Genomic DNA, 17,504 nt, shown 5'->3' on the forward strand with positions numbered 1-17,504 from the left:
ATGGTTTCATCTTTTCTAAATATGTTACGGCATCCGAAAATGAATCTACGGGTACAATTTTCATATCACTGTTTATTTTTTTAGCTGTCTTCACCGCTTCTCGGTAGTTAGAGCCAGCAGCTCCTTTTTCATTTGGTGCAAAGAAAATCTCTGCTCCTTCTTTATCTGCGGCTACAATCTTTTGCGAAATACCTCCGATTGGTCCTACCTCTCCTTTATCATTGATCGTCCCTGTACCTGCAACGCGGTGGCCTTTTGTCATGTCCTCTTTAACAAGCTGATTATAGATTTCAAGCGAGAACATCAGTCCTGCTGAAGGCCCTCCTATTTTTTCAGTATCAATATGTATACCTGGCTTGACTTTTAATTCTTGGTTCGTTTCTAAGGCAATTCCTAGGCCTACTCGTTTCGGCTCGTCAGGAAATGCTTTAACTTTTAAAGTATGTTTGCTTTCTTTGCCATTTCTTTTTACATAAATTGATACTGAATCTCCTGCTTTTTTAGTCGATACATAGTTGATTAAGTCCTCAGCAGTTTGAATTTTTTTCTCGTCTACTTTCGTCACTACATCTCCAACATGAAGTTTTCCATGTGCAGGCATATTTTCTACAACATATGTAACATATACGCCTTTATTGTGATAGGAAACGCTCTTTCCAGCTGCTTCATATGCTACTGAAATAGCGGCATTTTTTGACGTATCCATCATATGTAATTGCCTTGTCGAGTAATCTTCATCGCTTTCACCCTGCTGCAAAATTTGCTTTGTAGGGAAAATTTCATGAAAGTCCTGTATTTTCGCAAGACCATATGAAAGAGGAGTTGCTCTGCCCATTCTTACAGTTGTAAGCATAAACGTCCCTTTTTCATGGTATCCATCTTCTACCTTAATAATAGGCGCAAGTTCTTCTGCCATTCCAGGCTTTGTAATGTAGTACGGCAATGGATAAAAACAAAGCATTGCCACCACTGCAATAACAGCCAAATATACCAAAATTCTAATTCTAGATTTCACTTTTTTTGTTCTCCTTCCAATGATCAATTGCTTGTAGAATAGAAGGCAACTGCTCATGCGCTGCTTGTTCACCAATTGAAATCATTTCTTGAATGTTTGTAAACGCCCTGGAACTAAAGGTATCGAGATTAGGGCGAATCATAATGTCTGAAGCAATGGTCCGATGAGCTACTAGCTCATCTTGCAAAATATCTAAACTTTGCATAATGACATCAAAAATGGAGCTGATTTCTGCATTCACTTTCGCTTTTGATACATCGACTCCAATGACAATATCAGATCCCATCTCTTTTACAACAGATACAGGAATACGGTCCACTACCCCGCCGTCTACAAGCAATCGCCCATCAATTACTTCGGGAGCAAAGATTCCTGGAATTGAAATACTTGCTCTCACTGCTTCAGCGATAGGTCCTTTTTTAAACACCACTTTCTCTCCTGTTTTCAAATCTGTCGCTACGATGGCAAACGGTATAGATAACTGTTCAATGTTTCTATTTTGCGTAAAGGTGCGAACCAACGACTTTACTCTGTTGCCCGTAATAAATCCCATTTTGGGCACGGTAAAATCCAAATAATACTTTCGTTTGAACGTTAGCGCCATTTTATAAAGAGTTGCCAGTTCAATACCTGACGCATATAGTGCACCAACTAAAGCTCCCATGCTGCTGCCAGCTAGAAAATCAATAGGAATGTTATTTTCTGTTAGCGTTTTGATTACTCCTAAATGTGCAAAACCTCTAGCTCCACCTGAGCCTAACGCAACTCCTATTTTTGGGCTTTCCACTTTACCTGCCCCCTCGTTTTACCTTATAGACTTCTAAAAATGTAAAAACATTTGATGAGCTTCTCTATCATTGTTGCCCTGTCTTCAGTAGGACTATTCTTCATTTTCTATTTGTTCATTTGGTATGAAGCTAAAGATATGTTTTGCTCAATCCACGGTGGTTATTAAGCATTATACTATACTGAAGGTTGTTTTAAGAAATTCTTACTCTTCTCTTGCTGCGTATACGTTTTTTTACTCCTTGACTATCCTAGAGGTGCATTGATTTATGTATATGAATTGTATTTCCAAATGTGACAAGACGCCTTTTTATTCAGTATGAATTTATTTTCTCCTTACACATAGGCATAAAGTCGATGCATAGCTTCGTATATTGATATATAGAAGAACTTGTACATTTGCCTAAAACTCCTCATTTCATTCATATCAAAATGACGTGAGCTTAGAAAAGGAGATGAATCGTTCGTTGAATAAATCGATGGTGAAAACACTTCTGCTCGGGACGAGCGTAACACTTCTCGCTATTGCGCTTATCGTATATCCAAAAGAAGCGCTAGAAGGTTCAGTAAGAGGTCTCAACACATGGTGGAAGGTCGTCTTTCCTTCTCTCCTGCCCTTTTTTATTGTTTCAGAAATGCTTATTGGGTTTGGCGTAGTGAAGTTCATTGGGATCTTATTAGAGCCGTTTATGAGGCCTTTATTCCGAGTACCTGGAGTAGGGGGTTTTGCTTTAGCCATGGGCATGGCTTCTGGGTTTCCTTCCGGTGCAAAAATCACTTCCCGGCTGCGCCAAGAAAAGCAGCTAACAGCTACTGAAGCTGAAAGACTCGTATCATTTACTAACTCATCTAACCCTATTTTTATTTTTGGAGCTGTGGCAGTTGGCTTTTTTCACAATCCAGCTGTCGGTATCATATTAGCTCTCTCTCATTACATAGGGAATATTTGTGTAGGACTGGTGATGCGTTTTTATGGATCAGCAAAACCTAAAGGACAAGTAATTCAAAAACCTTCTTTATCGTTAGCTTTTCATGAAATGCATAAAACGCGATTAAAAGATAAGCGTCCTATCGGGAAGCTTTTAGGAGATGCGGTTACTTCTGCAGTTCAATCTCTCTTAATGATTGGCGGTTTTATCATTTTATTTTCTGTATTAAACAAACTTTTATATGTTACTCATATCACGGCCGTTTTAAGCAGTGGTCTAGCTTATTTATTTTCCCTTTGTCATATAGGGACTGAACTGAGCCTGCCCTTTATTTCGGGACTTTTTGAAATCACGCTAGGAAGCCGCCTAGCAAGCGAAGCACCGGACACGCTGCTGTTTCATCAAATTATTATCGTTAGCTTTGTATTAGGCTTTAGCGGTTTCTCCGTTCAAGCACAAGTGGCTAGCATACTCGCCGAAACAGATATTCGATTTTTCCCGTTTTTTATTGCACGCATTTTCCACGGGTGTTTTGCGGTAGTATTCACTATCTTTCTATGGGGTCCTCTTCGAGAATCCATTACTACTTTTCAAGCATCTGAAGGAGCACTGCCGGTTTTTTCTCACTTGGAGTCCGTTACGATTCTATCGCAGTGGCTAAACGTGTACGGTCCGCTCTTAACGATTTTTACGCTGTGCTGCTATATTTATATATATTCAAAACGAGCGTTTCTTCATCGTTCCTAGTAAAAAAGAACGTGACGTTTTCTTATCGGCAAAGAAAACGTCACGTTCTTTTTTTATCTTATTTTTGAGACAGCTGTTCAAATTTTTCCGCAAGCGCTTCTCTAACAGGGGGAGGAACTAATTCAGAAATATTCCCGCCATATTTAGCTACCTCTTTTACAATACTAGAACTCAAAAACGAGTATTGATTATTTGTCATCATAAATAATGTTTCGATTTCTTTATCTAATACGCGATTTACAGATGTGATTTGCATTTCGTACTCAAAGTCCGATACTGCACGCAAACCTCTTAAAATGGTCTTTGCCTGCTTTTCTTTTGCATATTCCATTAATAATCCACTGTACGACTCTACTACCACATTAGGAAGTGATTTTGTTACTTCTTTCAGCAAAGCTACTCGCTCTTCCCCTGTAAATAGAGGACTTTTTGAGGAGTTATTTAAAACAACCACATAAATCGTATCAAATACATTTGCGCCTCTTTTAATAATATCAAAATGTCCATTTGTAACTGGATCAAAGCTTCCTGGACAAACAGCTATACTGCCCATACGTATCCCCTTTCTACATCTAACAGCTCATTGATTTATTCAACTGATTCTTCTTTTTTGTATGTATAAATAGAAACACCAATGATACCGTACGTTTCGCTTTTTATTTTTTCAAATAAACCAATCTCATTATCTAAATGTACATCATGAGAATGCTCCGCTACAATAATTCCTGTTTTTTCTAGAAGATTTTCTTCACTTACCGTTTCGATAAGCGCTTTCAACTTTTGTGCTTTATACGGTGGATCAAGCAAAAGTAAATCGACAGTCAGCTCCCTTTTCTTTATCGCTTTCAGTGCACGCTCTGCATCATTTCGATACACTTCAGCGCGGTCTTCTAAGCGGCAGGATGCTAAGTTTGCTTTAATCGTCTGAATCGCTTTGCCATCCCGATCCACAAAAATGACTTTATCTATTCCTCGACTTAGAGCTTCAATTCCCAAGCCACCGCTTCCACCGAACAAATCAAGAGCTGTTCCACCTTCAAAAAACGGTCCAATCATATTAAAAATAGCTTCTTTCACCTTATCTGTTGTAGGGCGGGTTGAGTATCCTGGAACCGCCTTTAACGCATGGCCTTTATATAAACCTGCTACTACTCTCATCCTTATCACTACCTTACTTTTACTTCCTTATTCTTCATTATCCTAACATATTTTGAATTACAAAGACTAGCAAAAATCCTCAATTTATTCAATGCTGTATGCATTCTGTGCAATAACCCAGCAGCTTGCTTTTATGCTGGACTTTTACGACCGTGTCCTTAGATACACTGATTCTTTTCTAAAAGATACACCTATGCAGATCATTCAGCATTTCGTTCATAGCAGATTCCCTTTACTTTAATATGTCATCATAAACGTAAATTTACCCTTTTTTTCTGTCATATTATCAGTCTTTTATGTTTCAAAAGTGAATTTCACAAGACAGGTATATGAACGTTTAAAACGGACATACTGACTAGTAACAACATCATCTAACCGATGTTGTTGCCAACCGCGGAGAAGACTTACGTTTCCCCATAAGTTCTTCCTCCGGTTTCTCCTCTCCCTTTGCCTTCATCAAGGTGCTTGTAATCGCAGAGGTGATTACATCCCTTTGTTGAAGGGCCCTACAATGAGTAGTTGTAGGGATTTTTTTATTTACTCCTAAAATATTCAGTGATACATTAAACTACGTGAGTTTGCTTTTTTAATACATAGAGGGGGAAATACATATGATTCAGCGTTTTATTGAGCTCGGAGAAGGGTATTCAGATATTTATGAGCTGTTAGAGATTGTCAAAAGCAACAAACATCGTCTTGCTCATCTTATTATGCTACGAACAGTAAAAGAAGATCGACAAGTAGCTTCTTTTGTCGCTGTCTTGCATCCAACAGCTGAAGGGAATTTCCAACCGCTTTACGTTTGCCGAGAAGGAATTGTTTTAAAACAAAACGACAGCAAGCGCGTTGAGTTATTTAAACGAGCTGCTGAGGAAGCGGGAAAAGAAATTGTGGTACTCGATGTCAAACCATCTACTACTTTTCCAGAAACAGCACTATACTATCAGCACCTTATTGGCATTTTGCGAATGAACCGCTTTATTCCGCCAATGCAATAACCTCATCGCTGCCTATTCGTTTGCTAAGGCCAAGTAAAATAAAAAAAAGGAATGTACACTACATTCCTTTTTTGTTTAAATTCCTATCTTATAGTCATATTCCTTCGCTTTATCCGGCTTTGAATTTTCGAATTCTGTTTTTAAAAACGGCCGATAAGAAGGATCTACTTTCTTCACAAAAGGTAGAGACTGAAGTTTATGGATTGTTTTTTCAATGCCATCTTGGTTGCAATATAAGACAACATACTTTAATTCTTTAGATACGTAATGTACATTTCCGTACTTTCGCAATGCTTTTGCTTGCTTAACAGAATGCACATACGCCACAATTCCTTGACGTTCAACAAACATATTTAGTTCCCCTTTTGCATACGTTATATTGGTTTTCTTTATCATAAATTCTTTTATATGAAGTAGGTGCTTTATGTATGAATTTAGATGATATCTGGATGATCTTTCTTACTCATTTTAACGAGCACAGAGCTATTGAACAAGTCATTTTCAAAAAAATCACAAATATACCCTTTTTGTATATAAACACATCAATTGAGCGTAGAAAAATAGATGAGCTTCTAGAAGCTTCATCTATTTTTGCTACATCCAATACAAATGCTACGTGGCGCTCGAGTTTTGTCAGAAGTCAGCATCTTACTTATGTCTATCAGCACAGGTTTTACGTTCCACAGCGTAAAATGGCCTGCTGCGGAAATTCCTGTGCTGATTGCATTCGATTTATACAGTGAACGGCTTAAGCGCTGCACCCACAGCTTCCACCAGATCCGCAGCCGCCGCCGCAGCTGCTTCCCGTATCAAAAAACGGATTTCCCGTCGGTACTTTAACGTGCTCTGAAACAGCTTGACCAAGGATAACGCTAATTTCATCAAGCAGCTTTTGTAATTCATTTTCTGCTTTTTTGAACGCAGCGATTGTCGCGTGTAAATCAACTTGACGCTTTACATCACGTACTTGTCTCGTAACGGTTTTATAATCAGGATGATATTTCCCAAATCGCTGAACATCCTCATACTGTTCTTTTATTTTCACAAATTCAGCAATTAATGCCTGTGCATGTGAATCTTTATTTAATCTATATAAACATTGACGATAGTTCTCGGCTACGTCTGATTGTAACACCATGTTAGCTACGTGATCAGACTCATCGAGTAATTCAACAGTTCTCATTGTTGTCAGCATGGCTGTGCACCTCCGTTTTTATCTTATCACGTTTTGAATCTAAAGAAAAAGAACTTGCTAAAACAGCTTACACTGATTTACTACAAGTTCTACTTTTTAACTATATAATTTCAACCGTAAAGGTATTACTCACCTGATAACTTTCTTCTTTTGATTTCATTAGTTCAATCGTAACCGTATGAGATCCTTTTGGAAGATCACTTAAAACAAAGGCTGCTTGCTTCATTTCTTTAAATGGTATTCCATCTACTGTTATTTGAAGAAATCCACTCTCTGTTGAAAATGAAAACCCACTTAGAATACATTCAACGTATACGTTCTGTCCTTTCACATGCTGGTGGACCATCAGTGAAGGTTTTGCATTCGTTTCACCAAAAGTTTCAGCTGCCCGCGGTTGAGAGGAAATTTTAGTTTCAGGTTTTGGTTTATCATGGTTGCATCCTAGCAGAGAAACTACACATAAGGCCGTCGTTAATAGTAAGCGCATCATACCATTCCTTTATCATTCGTTTCTCCATAGTGTTTACAAACTCTTTGTTTTTACTCATGACGTGCAAAAATCTCTGCATCGCTATGTATGCAGAGATCATTGGTTTTTCATGGATTGAAACATATGAAACATCATATTTGCCATTTGAATCGAATTCGAAAATTTTTCGACTTTATGAGGAATCGTTTGTTTGTAGTAATGTTTGGATTCTAATTCAAATTTATCCAGTTCTTCAGGATTTCTAGATAAACGCCGGTACCACATTGGCTGTTCACGAACGAAGTCGTTGAGCTTAGGACGAGACTGCATATACTCGTATATATCCTTTCTCATTGCGCTTAATCTTTCCTAAAGCCAAATGGATTCCCTGGCCCGGAAGCTGCTCCTCCACCTGATGGCTTAGATGGTTGAAATTGCTGCAGTACTTGTTGAATATTCGAAATAGCGGAATTTACATTTGTGATATGATTTTGCATTTGATTCAAGTCCATGTTTTTCAGCGAGGATACAATTGTACCCATAATATCTTTTTTCTCCTCTGTTGCAGCAGCTGGTTCAGCCTTTGCACTTTCTTCTGAACGATATGCCTCCCACATTGGATCTTCTGCACCGAATAAATACCAATCTTCATAAAGCTCTTTCCACGTTTTTTGCTGCTTTCGAACCTGTTCTACTAATTTAGGATGTGATTTTACAAATTGTTTAAATTCCACAACGGACGGATGAAGCTCTCGTTTGGTTTCCTTCACAGTCACTCACCTCATACTTAAATATAGCCTACTATATCTTAGGAAAAGAGAGCTCGTTTCGTGCGCCTATTTCAAAAATTTTTTATAGCTGTTTTTTTGAAGAAGCACGAACTGTGAACCAGTATGTAATGAAAATAGATAAAATGCTTAGCCAAAATGTAAAATAACCAATTTCAGACATATACGCATTGAGCATGCTATATCTTGGCATCATAGAAAAAACGTAATCAATGATATCATTATGTACGGTCCATACAGCGGCAACAGCTAAATGCCATAATTTAATCCGGTAAAACGGTACGTATAAAAGCCCTTGAAAAGCCATTGCTGCATGAGAAACCATTAACATAAGCATCATCCAATCAATGTATCCTGTTAACACATAGACCAATACATTCATTATAACGGCCCAAATCCCGTATTTAAACAGCGTGATCATTGCTAAAGCTTCAAATAGTGAAAAATGTTTTCCAAGTAAAAGACCGATAAGTACAATAACAAAAAACAAGCTTGCCGTTGGACTATCAGGTACAAATAATAAAAACTTCTTAGGCGTTTCTGCTAATTGACTACCATACCAAATATATCCATATATTGTTCCTAGTATATTCACAATCAGCAAAAGCGTTAAAAAACGCTTATCTTTTAAGGTATACCATAACCAGGCCATTTAAAGAGTCTCCTTTACATTTAATCTCTTCTTTATTATGTACAGTTTTTGGACAATAGCAAGCACCTATCTCATTGATATAAACCATCACATTAAATAAATTCAAAAAAAAACCAGCCTTTTGGCTGATTTTCATTATTCTTTTCCTAAGTTGCCGACAAATTCCGAGAGCGTTTTCAATTCTTTATCTGAACCTTTGAAAACACCTTTTGGCATATTGCCTTTACCATTTTTTGCGATATTGGCGATTTCTTCAGGAGATAAATCAATTCCTGTTAAAGCCGGAGCCGCAGGGCCTCCCTGTAAATTATCACCATGACAGGTCAAGCACGTTTGCTCTTGCATAATTTTGTAGCCTTCTGAATTTTTGTCAATCGCTACTTCTTCTCTAATTTTCCCTTGCTCTTCGCGTGCTTTCCAATCCACCTGTGTCGCTGACTGCCACGTTAGGAAAAAGACTGCTGCTATAGCCAAAAGCATGAATCCTGTCGCAAACGGCCTCTTAGCCGGTCTTCTTTCTGGTCCTCGATCAATGAACGGGGCAAGCATTAATGCGCCAAATGCAATCCCCGGAATAATAAATGCACCTATAATATTATATGGACCAGAAGCAAATGAATACTTAAGCAATTGATATAGAAACAAAAAATACCAGTCGGGAAGAGGCAAGTACCCCGTATCAGTCGGATCGGCAATACGTTCAAGAGGAGATGGATGAGCGATTGTTAAACATAAATAACCGATTAAAAAAACTGCTCCTACCATCCATTCTTTTAGTAAAAAGTTTGGCCAGAATGCTTCTGTTTTCCCTGGAAATTCAGAGTAATCTTTTGGAATATTGGGTTTTCGTTCTGCAGGAACACGTGAATCTCCAACAAACTTCATCCCTTTACCACGATGCATGTTCTCCCTCCTTTTTCTCACTGTTCTAGTGAAAGTACTAACAACGGAGTATGTGCTTGATGCATATGATGACTAGTGTGATTGACTAATTGAATAAAGCGTATAAACTTTTATAGTGGTCCTGAAATTCCTTGTTTACGAATCATTAAGAAGTGGGCACCCATTAAGCCAAGTAGGGCTCCGGGCAAAAAGAATACGTGAATGGCGAAAAAGCGAGTTAGTGTTTGAGCACCAACGATGTCTGGATGTCCTGAGAGTAATGTCTTCACTTGCTGGCCTATAATTGGTGTGGATTCAGCAATTTGCAAACCTACTTTCGTTGCAAATAGCGCTTTCATATCCCACGGCAACAAATAACCTGTAAAACCTAAACCTAACATAACAAAGAAAATTAGCACACCCACAATCCAGTTTAACTCGCGGGGTTTTTTGTATGCTCCTTGGAAGAAAACACGAAGTGTATGTAAAAACATCATGACGATAACCAAACTTGCTCCCCAGTGATGCATACCTCGAACAATTTGTCCGAAAGCGACTTCATTTTGCAGATAATAAACGGATTCCCATGCATTTTTTATATCTGGTACATAATACATGGTTAAAAACATGCCTGATAAAATTTGAATAACGGTAACAAAAAACGTCAATCCACCAAAACAATAAACAAATGCTGAAAAGTGATGTGCAGGATTTACGTGCTCTGGCACTTCATGATCGGCCACATCTCGCCATAAAGGAGTAATATCTAGCCGTTCATCCACCCAGTCATAGATTTTATTCAACATTTTCTATGCCCCTCCTTGTGGTTTGGCTTTTCCTAGATACAACGTACCGCCTTTTACTTTTTGAACGTATACATCTAACGGTCCCATCGGTGGTGTCCCCGGTACATTTTTACCGCTTTTTTCATACATTCCCCCATGACAAGGGCAGTAGAAACGATGTGGATAGTTTTTGTCACCAGCCCAGTTAACCGTACAGCCTAAATGCTTACAAATTGGTGACAGCGCGACGATTTCACCTTTATCAGTTTTGTACACCCAAGCTGATCTTGGTTCTTCTGATTTATGCCACGCATCCACTTGCTTGATTTTAAAATCGACACGTTTCGGCTCTTTTGTAATGTCTTTAACCTGCGCTACAGCTACTAAATCCTGACCCGCTTCTTTTTCCAAAATTGGATCTACTGCAAAGCGCACCATTGGCATTAACATTCCAGCAGCCATAAATCCCCCTACACCAGTGAGCGTATAGTTTAAAAACTGTCGTCTTGATACCCGATCACCCATGCTTTTCCCCCCTTTAAAAAAGTTCAGTCCAGAGAATTTTGGACACATGATGGACCATTCTATTAAACTAGGACATAATCATGATATATTAATATTTCTGGAAGGTCAATACAATAAAAACCTAAAACATGGAAATAATCTTTATTTTTCTAAATTTTTCGTCATTATTTTGTTTGCGCTTCCATTACTTATTCTACAGTCTTTTTAAACACTCCATTTCTCTACAAAAATCGGCAGGAGCTGTTGAACTTGTTCATGTATGAGCGTATACTTATGCGACTCGTCTATATGCTCAAGCGGTAAAGCAGGTATCCAAATGCAGTGAGCCCCTATTTCTTTTTCATACTGCAGCCAGTCTCGGTCGCTAGTAAGCACAAAAAGATGTTTGACTTCATTGTCATTTATATGCTCATTCCAGCGAAGTAATGTTTCATAAACAGCAGCTACTCCATCTTTTTTTAAGTATGTAAAACTAGGTGTTAAAATCACTCTTCCTTTAAATTGCCTCTCTAACTCTTCAGTAAGAGCAGTCGTATATTCACTCATAGATGCAGTAAGCTTTAAATCTTCTCCAAAATCAATTGGAATGAGTGGAACCAATACGGTATCAACATAACTTTTGGATTGTAAATACACATCCATTTCCTTGGCCTGCAGCTTCAACTTTCTTCTCCTTCCAGCAAGCTTTCTAAGGCTTGTCTTATTTATTTTCCAAACTGAATAAGGAGATAAAAAAAGAGATTGACCTTTTTCTAAGAAGCTAGCCAATCTCTCGTTTATCTACTGTACATAATGGTTATTTAAATATTCGCTTAAGCGCTGAAATTCCTCTTTATCATTTTCATCTAATGCTTTATCAATTAGTTCCATGATTTTTGATCGTTGAAATTTCTGAATAGATTCTTCCAATATTTGCTCAGCTAATACTCTGTCTTTTTCATTTGTTTGATTAGCTTTTGGCATATACGGATTGTCTTCCAGTACAGCCACATATTGAGGCGATGAATACAACGATCGGAAGTTTAATTGAATATAAATGTCTTCTTCTCGATTCAAACGAATATCATGAAATGATTTTTCTGCATCGGTTGTCATGATATTTTCTTTATAAAAACGAAATGGAGGGTCTTCCACACAGTGCGTAGACATCACCATCCCGCGAGGACAAAACTGTGCTTGCTCAACGAAGTGAACTCGTTTCATCAATTGATCATGGCTCATCAAATAATTTAAAATCCATACACATTCTCTTCGCTTCAGCTGATAATTCGTTAAAAACCAGCGAACAAATTCTTTTTTCTCGTTGACAGTAACAGGGGTCGTCATATTCTCACTTCCCTCCTCTGTGTTTAAACTCTCAGTTAAAACACCTTTTACAGTTATTTATTCCACACGGCAGCAATAAAATCCTCTGAACTATTATTTATTCTTCTAATTGAAATAATATGTCTTGAATTTCATCTACTGTTGGATCCATAGCTAATAAGGCTTGGAAAATCCCCTTCGCTTTTGAGCGCTGTCCTTCTTCTAATAAGAAGTAGCCATACTCTTCTAAAAACGCATACTCTTCTTTAAAAACAGTGTATGCAGATTCGTAGTATTTTAGCGCTTCTTCATAATTTTCTAATTCCTGGTGAGCTTTTGCTAAATCCCATTCAAAATGAGGGTCATGCTCATTATATTCTTTAGCATGCTCGATATTCTCTACTACATCTTCATACCTCTCTTGACTCATATAAAGTTTAGAGAGAGTTAAAATGGCTTCAATATACCCTGGATCTAGTGCAATCGCTTGTTGAAATGCCGATTCAGCCTCTTCTTCTAGACCGCGCTTTAATGCAATCTTACCTTTAAAAAAGTATAGTTCTTTTTGAAATTCATCCTGTGCAATACCTTCGTTGACAGCCACCGCAGCCTCTTCTAGCATCTCTTCATGTTCATATGATTTTGCTAAATATAAATAAAGAGAATGGTACTCACGGTCTAACTCTTTTAGTTCTGTGAACTTTTCAATAGCGGTCTGATAATGACCTGCTTGATATGCTGAAATCGCATATTCAAATAGTGTGTTAATCTCAAGCTTATCTTTTAACGCTTGATCAAAGTAAGGAAGTGCTTCTTCGAACTGGCCGATACCTGCTAAACTTTCAGCTAATCGCTGACGAAGATCCGTACCGTTAAATTCTTTTTCAGTTTTTAGCAGCGTTTGATAAAAAGGAATTGCCTTTTGATAAATTCCTTGACTGCTGTAAAATTCACCGAGCCCAAAATCTATAACCGGCTCATTTGGCAGCATTTTTTTCGCTTCCATTAACTTTTGCTCACTTACTTCACTAAGGCCTTGCATTTGATATAAGTCAGCTACAAGAAGCAGAGCTGGCACGTAATTATCGTCTTCGCTGCTAATTTGATTTAAAATATGAATTGCTTCTTCTTCTTCTTCTAAATCAATGAGCATTTCAGCTTTTAATAAATACAGCTCGCCTTCTTCTGGATATTTAGCGATGAGCTCGTCTATTAAAGGCAGCGCATCATTTACTAGTCCCCACTCCTGCAGCTGTTCAGCCATTAAAAACTTTTCTTCGTCTGTAGCTTTATCTTTCAATTCATGAATAAGGGCAAGACCTTTTTCAATTTCATTGGATTCTACGTAACCTATCGCGCGGTCTAGTTCTTTCACACACAATTCTCCTTTATTATTACATTCACTTTTTATATAAAAATAAAACGAATTAATTTTCTATTTTCCCCAAACCGAAGCAAGAACACATGCTTCTATACACCATGATAAAATAGTTTGAGCGTTTGTTCAACAAATCAATTTGAATACGCTTACATTTTTTAGATAAAAACGAGATTGAGACGTGAAACCTACATTCCCCATCTCAATAAAAAATCCGAACGAATTTGATTCTTCATCAAGAATATCAATTTATCGTTCGGATTTCCCTTCAACCAAAATGCGTTTTTCCCGGCCTCTTTCTTATTCGCTTAGTTTATTAAGATCTTCAAAGAAAGTAGGATAAGAAACGTGAATGGCTTCACTTCTATTTAGCGTTACATCTCCTGTTGCAATGGCTGCTGCCACCGCAAGCATCATTCCAATTCGATGATCTCCGTAGCTGTCTACTTCACCGTGTTGTAAGACCGTCTTGCCTTCAATAATGAGTCCATCAGCTGTTGGAGCAATAGATGCACCAAGCTTGCTTAACTCCGTCGCAACCGTATCGATACGGTTCGTTTCTTTTACTTTTAGTTCTTCCGCATCTTTAATAACCGTTTTGCCAGTTGCCTGAGTCGCCAAAAGAGCGATTACTGGAATTTCATCAATTAAACGAGGAATTAAATCGCCCCCAATTTCAATCCCTTTCAACTGAGACGTTTCAATCGTCAAATCGCCAATAGGCTCTCCATTTTGAATACGTTCATTGGAAATTGTAAGGCATGCACCCATTTGCTGAAGCACATCAATAATACCTGTTCTTGTAGGATTGAGTCCGACGTTTTTCAAAACGATTCGGCTGTTTGGAACAATGGCTCCTGCAACAAGAAAGAATGCAGCTGAAGAAATGTCCCCAGGGACGTACACATCCGTTCCGCGCAGGGATTGTCCTCCTTCAATACTTACAGTCGTTCCATCTACCTCTACGTCTACTCCAAATGCGCGAAGCATACGCTCTGTATGGTCGCGTGATGTAAAAGGCTCGGTTACTTTTGTTGTGCCTTCGGCATGAAGTCCCGCAAGTAAAATCGCCGATTTTACTTGTGCACTTGCTACAGGAGAATGGTAATGAATTGCTTTTAATGCTCCTCCTCTAGTAGATAAAGGCGTATATTGGCCATGCTCACGCCCATCAATCTTTGCACCCATAGAGCGCAGCGGCACCGTAACGCGGCTCATTGGACGCTTGGCAATTGACTCATCTCCAATTAGAGACGTATGAAATGGCACACCGGCAAGAATCCCCAGCATTAAACGAGTAGTTGTTCCTGAATTTCCTACATCTAGGATGGAAGTAGGTTCACTTAATCCTTCGATACCTTTACCTTCCACTTCAACATACTCGCCTTCTCTTTTAATCGATACACCCATCTTTTCAAAACAAGAGATAGTACTCAAGCAATCTTCACCTGCTAAAAAATGATTAATCGTTGTTTTCCCTTCTGCCATCGCTCCGAACATCACAGCTCTGTGAGAAATCGACTTATCCCCGGGAATAGAAATTTCTCCTTGAAGAGATGAAAGATTCGTTTTTAATGGTTTTCCACTCATTTCATTCACACCTTTCGTACATTAAGAAATAAACGTCTGATATTGATGCTGATGGAGACACGCTCTTGCCCGCTTTCTATCTTCCTCTGTTTGAAAGCTCAAACGTAATACTCCGTATATGTCTTCTCGTGTTTCTAAAATTCGAATGTTTGTAATACTGATTTCATCTTCTGCTAAATAACCGGTCACTTCTGAGATAATACCCGGATAGTCAGGAACATCCACATAGAGATCGTAAAAGGATGGAATTGCTCCTTTGGTTCGTACAGGAAGCCGATCTCTAAATTGTTTTGCTTGTGAAAAATATGTATAGATATCGTTCGCATCTTTTCGTTCGATCATATTTCGCACGTCGTTCATTTCTTCAAGCCAGTGGTCAAACATTGACAGAAGCGCATCCTGGTTATGAAGCAAAATATCTCTCCACATCGCTGGACTGCTTGAAGCAATACGTGTAATATCACGAAACCCTCCAGCCGCAAGCTGCGAAACTAGCTGATTGTCTTGTTGGTAATATTCTGCTTGATGAACAAGGCTTGCAGCAATAATATGTGGAAAATGGCTAATGACACCCGCTAATTTATCATGTTCTTTTGGTGACATCACAATAATTTTAGCTTTTGTACCATTTAGCAATTCCTTTAAGCTGTCTAAAGCCTCCGAAGAAGTAGAAGGTGAAGGTGTTAATACATACATTGCATTTTCAAATAGATGAGCTTTAGAAGCAGCTACTCCGCTTTTATGAGACCCCGCCATTGGATGACCGCCGATAAACTCAATGCCTTTAGAAATAAGAACCTCGGCTGTCTTCACGACTTCTTCTTTTGTACTTCCTACGTCTGTTACGATGACAGACTGTTTGAGCGTAAAGTGTTCGAACTGTTTTAGTACTTCCGCTGCTTGGGTGACCGGAATGGCAATAACAATATAATCCGCTTGCTCAGCGCCTTGTTGCAGAGAAGAAGCCGCTTGGTCAATTACACCTAGAGTTTTAGCAAGCTCCAGCTGCTCTTGATTAATGTCAAAACCTATTACATCAAGATGATGATGCGTCTTTTTTATATTAAGTGCAAGAGATCCTCCAATTAATCCCAGGCCTATAACAAAAACATTTTCTTTCACTTTCCTTCACCTCATTGTACATATGAAGATGAGAGTGTGAAATCACACTCTCATCTTTTACTATATTAGGTATTAAGCTTTCGCCGTTTCTTGGTTAACAAACTGCTGAAGCAATTCAATGATTTGTTCATTTTGTTCTTTTGTTCCCACCGTAATACGAACGGAAGTTGGGAAGCCTAGTGCATTCCCTGAACGAACGATAAATCCGCGCTGCAATAAAAATTGAAACACTTCATCGCCTTGACGGCCAAAATCAATTAGAACAAAATTAGTGAAAGAAGGATAATAGTTTAAGCCATTCTTATCACAGAAAGCATAGTACTGCTGCAAACCTGCTTCATTTTTCTTTTTGCACTCTTCAATGAACGCTTGGTCTTCAAGAGCAACGATTGCTGCTTTTTGAGCCATGCGGCTTGTATTAAAAGGTTCACGAGCCGGCTCAATTTTTTGTAGCAATGATTCGTTTGCAATACCGTAACCAATACGCAAAGAAGCTAAGCCGTATGCTTTTGAAAATGTGCGAAGTACAATTAAGTTTTCGTATTGATTCAAAAGCTCTACCGTATTCGGATAGTCGGCTTGATCTGCTGCATACTCAAAATACGCTTCATCCATAACAATTAACGTATGCTTAGGAACTTGTTTCATAAAGGAAATTAACTCATCGCCCTTCACATACGTTCCCGTTGGGTTATTAGGACTGCATACCCATACAATTGTCGTATTTTCATCAATGGCACGAAGCATAGCATCTAAATCATGATCTCCACCGCGCAGCGGTACTTCACGAATTTCTGCACCTTCAATTACGGCATTATGCTTATATTGAGGAAATGATGGCGTTGGCATGACAGTATTTGTATCAGCCGATAGCAAAGCTCGGCAAATAATTTGAATGACTTCATCAGACCCATTTCCAAAAATCAGCTGATCTTGCTCTACACCTACGTGTTTTGCTACTGCTGCACGCAGTTCAGCTGCATAACCGTCTGGATAAAGCGCCATATTTTCAATTTCTGCAGCAATCGCCTCTTTTACTAAAGCAGAGCTGCCGTAAGGATTTTCATTGGATGCTAATTTTACAACGCGATCTAAATTAAATTCACGCTTCACTTCTTCAATTGGCTTACCTGGTTTATATGGAGATAAAGTTAGTAATTGTTCTTTTACTTTCACCGTG

22 protein-coding genes are annotated in these 17,504 nt (G+C 38.5%); 3 read left to right on the forward strand and 19 right to left on the reverse strand.

Going from position 1 to position 17,504, the window contains the following annotated elements; genetic code table 11:
- Together N178_RS13665 and N178_RS13670 are read right to left on the reverse strand one after the other, a co-directional pair.
- The coding region (locus tag N178_RS13665) for a SepM family pheromone-processing serine protease (RefSeq protein ID WP_310878416.1) at positions 1-1,015 on the reverse strand (1,015 nt) is incomplete at its 3' end.
- Complete coding sequence (locus N178_RS13670) at positions 1,005-1,802, reverse strand: patatin-like phospholipase family protein (RefSeq protein WP_045292862.1); 798 nt, start codon at positions 1,800-1,802, stop codon at positions 1,005-1,007. The genes N178_RS13665 and N178_RS13670, both read right to left, overlap by 11 nt.
- Positions 1,803-2,268: 466 nt before the next feature.
- On the opposite strand from N178_RS13670, the gene ylbJ reads away from it, so the two are divergent.
- Positions 2,269-3,477, forward strand: a complete 1,209-nt coding sequence (gene ylbJ, locus N178_RS13675) for a sporulation integral membrane protein YlbJ (protein ID WP_045292864.1) — start codon at positions 2,269-2,271, stop codon at positions 3,475-3,477.
- Positions 3,478-3,535: 58 nt separating this feature from the next.
- Here the strand turns inward: ylbJ and coaD are convergent, their stop codons facing one another.
- Positions 3,536-4,030 (reverse strand): pantetheine-phosphate adenylyltransferase, encoded by a 495-nt coding sequence (coaD, locus tag N178_RS13680; RefSeq protein WP_013058982.1) that lies wholly within the window; start codon positions 4,028-4,030, stop codon positions 3,536-3,538.
- Between the two features lie 35 nt (positions 4,031-4,065).
- Positions 4,066-4,635, reverse strand: coding sequence for a 16S rRNA (guanine(966)-N(2))-methyltransferase RsmD (gene rsmD / locus N178_RS13685; RefSeq protein WP_045292866.1), 570 nt, complete (start codon positions 4,633-4,635; stop codon positions 4,066-4,068).
- Positions 4,636-5,246: 611 nt separating this feature from the next.
- Between rsmD and N178_RS13690 the strand changes: the two genes are divergently transcribed.
- On the forward strand, positions 5,247-5,633 hold the full coding sequence (locus N178_RS13690; RefSeq protein WP_013084871.1) for a DUF7147 family protein: 387 nt from the start codon (positions 5,247-5,249) through the stop codon (positions 5,631-5,633).
- Between the two features lie 75 nt (positions 5,634-5,708).
- Here N178_RS13690 and N178_RS13695 read toward each other — a convergent pair whose 3' ends face one another.
- On the reverse strand, positions 5,709-5,984 hold the full coding sequence (locus N178_RS13695; protein WP_013058985.1) for a YlbG family protein: 276 nt from the start codon (positions 5,982-5,984) through the stop codon (positions 5,709-5,711).
- 77 nt (positions 5,985-6,061) lie between these two features.
- Here N178_RS13695 and N178_RS13700 point away from each other — a divergent pair, with 77 nt between their 5' ends.
- Positions 6,062-6,376, forward strand: a complete 315-nt coding sequence (locus N178_RS13700) for a hypothetical protein (protein ID WP_045292867.1) — start codon at positions 6,062-6,064, stop codon at positions 6,374-6,376.
- 5 nt (positions 6,377-6,381) lie between these two features.
- Here the strand turns inward: N178_RS13700 and N178_RS13705 are convergent, their stop codons facing one another.
- From N178_RS13705 to hisC, 14 genes are all read right to left on the reverse strand, one after another.
- Positions 6,382-6,828, reverse strand: coding sequence for a YlbF/YmcA family competence regulator (locus tag N178_RS13705; RefSeq protein WP_045292869.1), 447 nt, complete (start codon positions 6,826-6,828; stop codon positions 6,382-6,384).
- A 100-nt stretch (positions 6,829-6,928) separates the two neighbouring features.
- On the reverse strand, positions 6,929-7,315 hold the full coding sequence (locus N178_RS13710; protein ID WP_045292871.1) for a carbohydrate-binding protein: 387 nt from the start codon (positions 7,313-7,315) through the stop codon (positions 6,929-6,931).
- 99 nt (positions 7,316-7,414) lie between these two features.
- Complete coding sequence (locus tag N178_RS13715; RefSeq protein WP_045292872.1) at positions 7,415-7,651, reverse strand: YlbE-like family protein; 237 nt, start codon at positions 7,649-7,651, stop codon at positions 7,415-7,417.
- 5 nt (positions 7,652-7,656) lie between these two features.
- Positions 7,657-8,067 carry a YlbD family protein gene (ylbD, locus tag N178_RS13720; protein ID WP_013058989.1) on the reverse strand — a complete coding sequence of 137 codons (411 nt, stop codon included), beginning with the start codon at positions 8,065-8,067 and terminating at the stop codon, positions 7,657-7,659.
- A gap of 82 nt (positions 8,068-8,149) precedes the next feature.
- Positions 8,150-8,737, reverse strand: a complete 588-nt coding sequence (gene lhaT, locus N178_RS13725) for a lipoprotein heptaprenylglyceryl N-acetyltransferase LhaT (RefSeq protein ID WP_045292874.1) — start codon at positions 8,735-8,737, stop codon at positions 8,150-8,152.
- Positions 8,738-8,872: 135 nt separating this feature from the next.
- Complete coding sequence (locus tag N178_RS13730; RefSeq protein WP_013058991.1) at positions 8,873-9,640, reverse strand: menaquinol-cytochrome c reductase cytochrome b/c subunit; 768 nt, start codon at positions 9,638-9,640, stop codon at positions 8,873-8,875.
- A 110-nt stretch (positions 9,641-9,750) separates the two neighbouring features.
- A complete protein-coding gene (gene qcrB / locus N178_RS13735) occupies positions 9,751-10,425 on the reverse strand; it encodes a menaquinol-cytochrome c reductase cytochrome b subunit (RefSeq protein WP_013058992.1) in 675 nt (224 codons plus the stop codon).
- Positions 10,426-10,428: 3 nt separating this feature from the next.
- A complete protein-coding gene (locus N178_RS13740; protein WP_013058993.1) occupies positions 10,429-10,929 on the reverse strand; it encodes a QcrA and Rieske domain-containing protein in 501 nt (166 codons plus the stop codon).
- A 204-nt stretch (positions 10,930-11,133) separates the two neighbouring features.
- Entirely contained in the window at positions 11,134-11,592 is a 459-nt protein-coding gene (locus N178_RS13745) for a YpiF family protein (RefSeq protein ID WP_224357771.1), read from the reverse strand.
- A gap of 117 nt (positions 11,593-11,709) precedes the next feature.
- Complete coding sequence (locus N178_RS13750) at positions 11,710-12,255, reverse strand: ReoY family proteolytic degradation factor (protein ID WP_013058996.1); 546 nt, start codon at positions 12,253-12,255, stop codon at positions 11,710-11,712.
- 97 nt (positions 12,256-12,352) lie between these two features.
- Positions 12,353-13,615, reverse strand: a complete 1,263-nt coding sequence (locus N178_RS13755; protein ID WP_153255001.1) for a tetratricopeptide repeat protein — start codon at positions 13,613-13,615, stop codon at positions 12,353-12,355.
- A 297-nt stretch (positions 13,616-13,912) separates the two neighbouring features.
- Positions 13,913-15,202: a 3-phosphoshikimate 1-carboxyvinyltransferase gene (aroA, locus tag N178_RS13760; protein WP_045292878.1), complete on the reverse strand. Its 1,290-nt coding sequence runs from the start codon at positions 15,200-15,202 to the stop codon at positions 13,913-13,915.
- 21 nt (positions 15,203-15,223) lie between these two features.
- A complete protein-coding gene (locus tag N178_RS13765; RefSeq protein WP_045292880.1) occupies positions 15,224-16,324 on the reverse strand; it encodes a prephenate dehydrogenase in 1,101 nt (366 codons plus the stop codon).
- A gap of 72 nt (positions 16,325-16,396) precedes the next feature.
- A complete protein-coding gene (gene hisC, locus N178_RS13770; protein WP_045292883.1) occupies positions 16,397-17,500 on the reverse strand; it encodes a histidinol-phosphate transaminase in 1,104 nt (367 codons plus the stop codon).
- Positions 17,501-17,504 lie beyond the last annotated feature (4 nt).

The sequence above is a fragment of the Priestia aryabhattai B8W22 genome, assembly GCF_000956595.1.
Taxonomy (GTDB): domain Bacteria; phylum Bacillota; class Bacilli; order Bacillales; family Bacillaceae_H; genus Priestia; species Priestia aryabhattai.

Excerpts from the sequence above, each read along its gene's own strand:
- N178_RS13750 (WP_013058996.1), bottom strand. The coding sequence starts at position 12,255 with ATGACGACCCCTGTTACTGTCAACGAGAAAAAAGAATTTGTTCGCTGG.
- coaD (WP_013058982.1), bottom strand. The coding sequence starts at position 4,030 with ATGGGCAGTATAGCTGTTTGTCCAGGAAGCTTTGATCCAGTTACAAAT.
- qcrB (WP_013058992.1), bottom strand. The coding sequence starts at position 10,425 with ATGTTGAATAAAATCTATGACTGGGTGGATGAACGGCTAGATATTACT.
- N178_RS13740 (WP_013058993.1), bottom strand. The coding sequence starts at position 10,929 with ATGGGTGATCGGGTATCAAGACGACAGTTTTTAAACTATACGCTCACT.
- aroA (WP_045292878.1), bottom strand. The coding sequence starts at position 15,202 with ATGAGTGGAAAACCATTAAAAACGAATCTTTCATCTCTTCAAGGAGAA.
- rsmD (WP_045292866.1), bottom strand. The coding sequence starts at position 4,635 with ATGAGAGTAGTAGCAGGTTTATATAAAGGCCATGCGTTAAAGGCGGTT.
- N178_RS13700 (WP_045292867.1), top strand. The coding sequence starts at position 6,062 with ATGAATTTAGATGATATCTGGATGATCTTTCTTACTCATTTTAACGAG.
- N178_RS13710 (WP_045292871.1), bottom strand. The coding sequence starts at position 7,315 with ATGCGCTTACTATTAACGACGGCCTTATGTGTAGTTTCTCTGCTAGGA.
- lhaT (WP_045292874.1), bottom strand. The coding sequence starts at position 8,737 with ATGGCCTGGTTATGGTATACCTTAAAAGATAAGCGTTTTTTAACGCTT.
- N178_RS13695 (WP_013058985.1), bottom strand. The coding sequence starts at position 5,984 with ATGTTTGTTGAACGTCAAGGAATTGTGGCGTATGTGCATTCTGTTAAG.
- N178_RS13730 (WP_013058991.1), bottom strand. The coding sequence starts at position 9,640 with ATGCATCGTGGTAAAGGGATGAAGTTTGTTGGAGATTCACGTGTTCCT.
- N178_RS13715 (WP_045292872.1), bottom strand. The coding sequence starts at position 7,651 with ATGAGAAAGGATATATACGAGTATATGCAGTCTCGTCCTAAGCTCAAC.
- N178_RS13705 (WP_045292869.1), bottom strand. The coding sequence starts at position 6,828 with ATGCTGACAACAATGAGAACTGTTGAATTACTCGATGAGTCTGATCAC.
- N178_RS13690 (WP_013084871.1), top strand. The coding sequence starts at position 5,247 with ATGATTCAGCGTTTTATTGAGCTCGGAGAAGGGTATTCAGATATTTAT.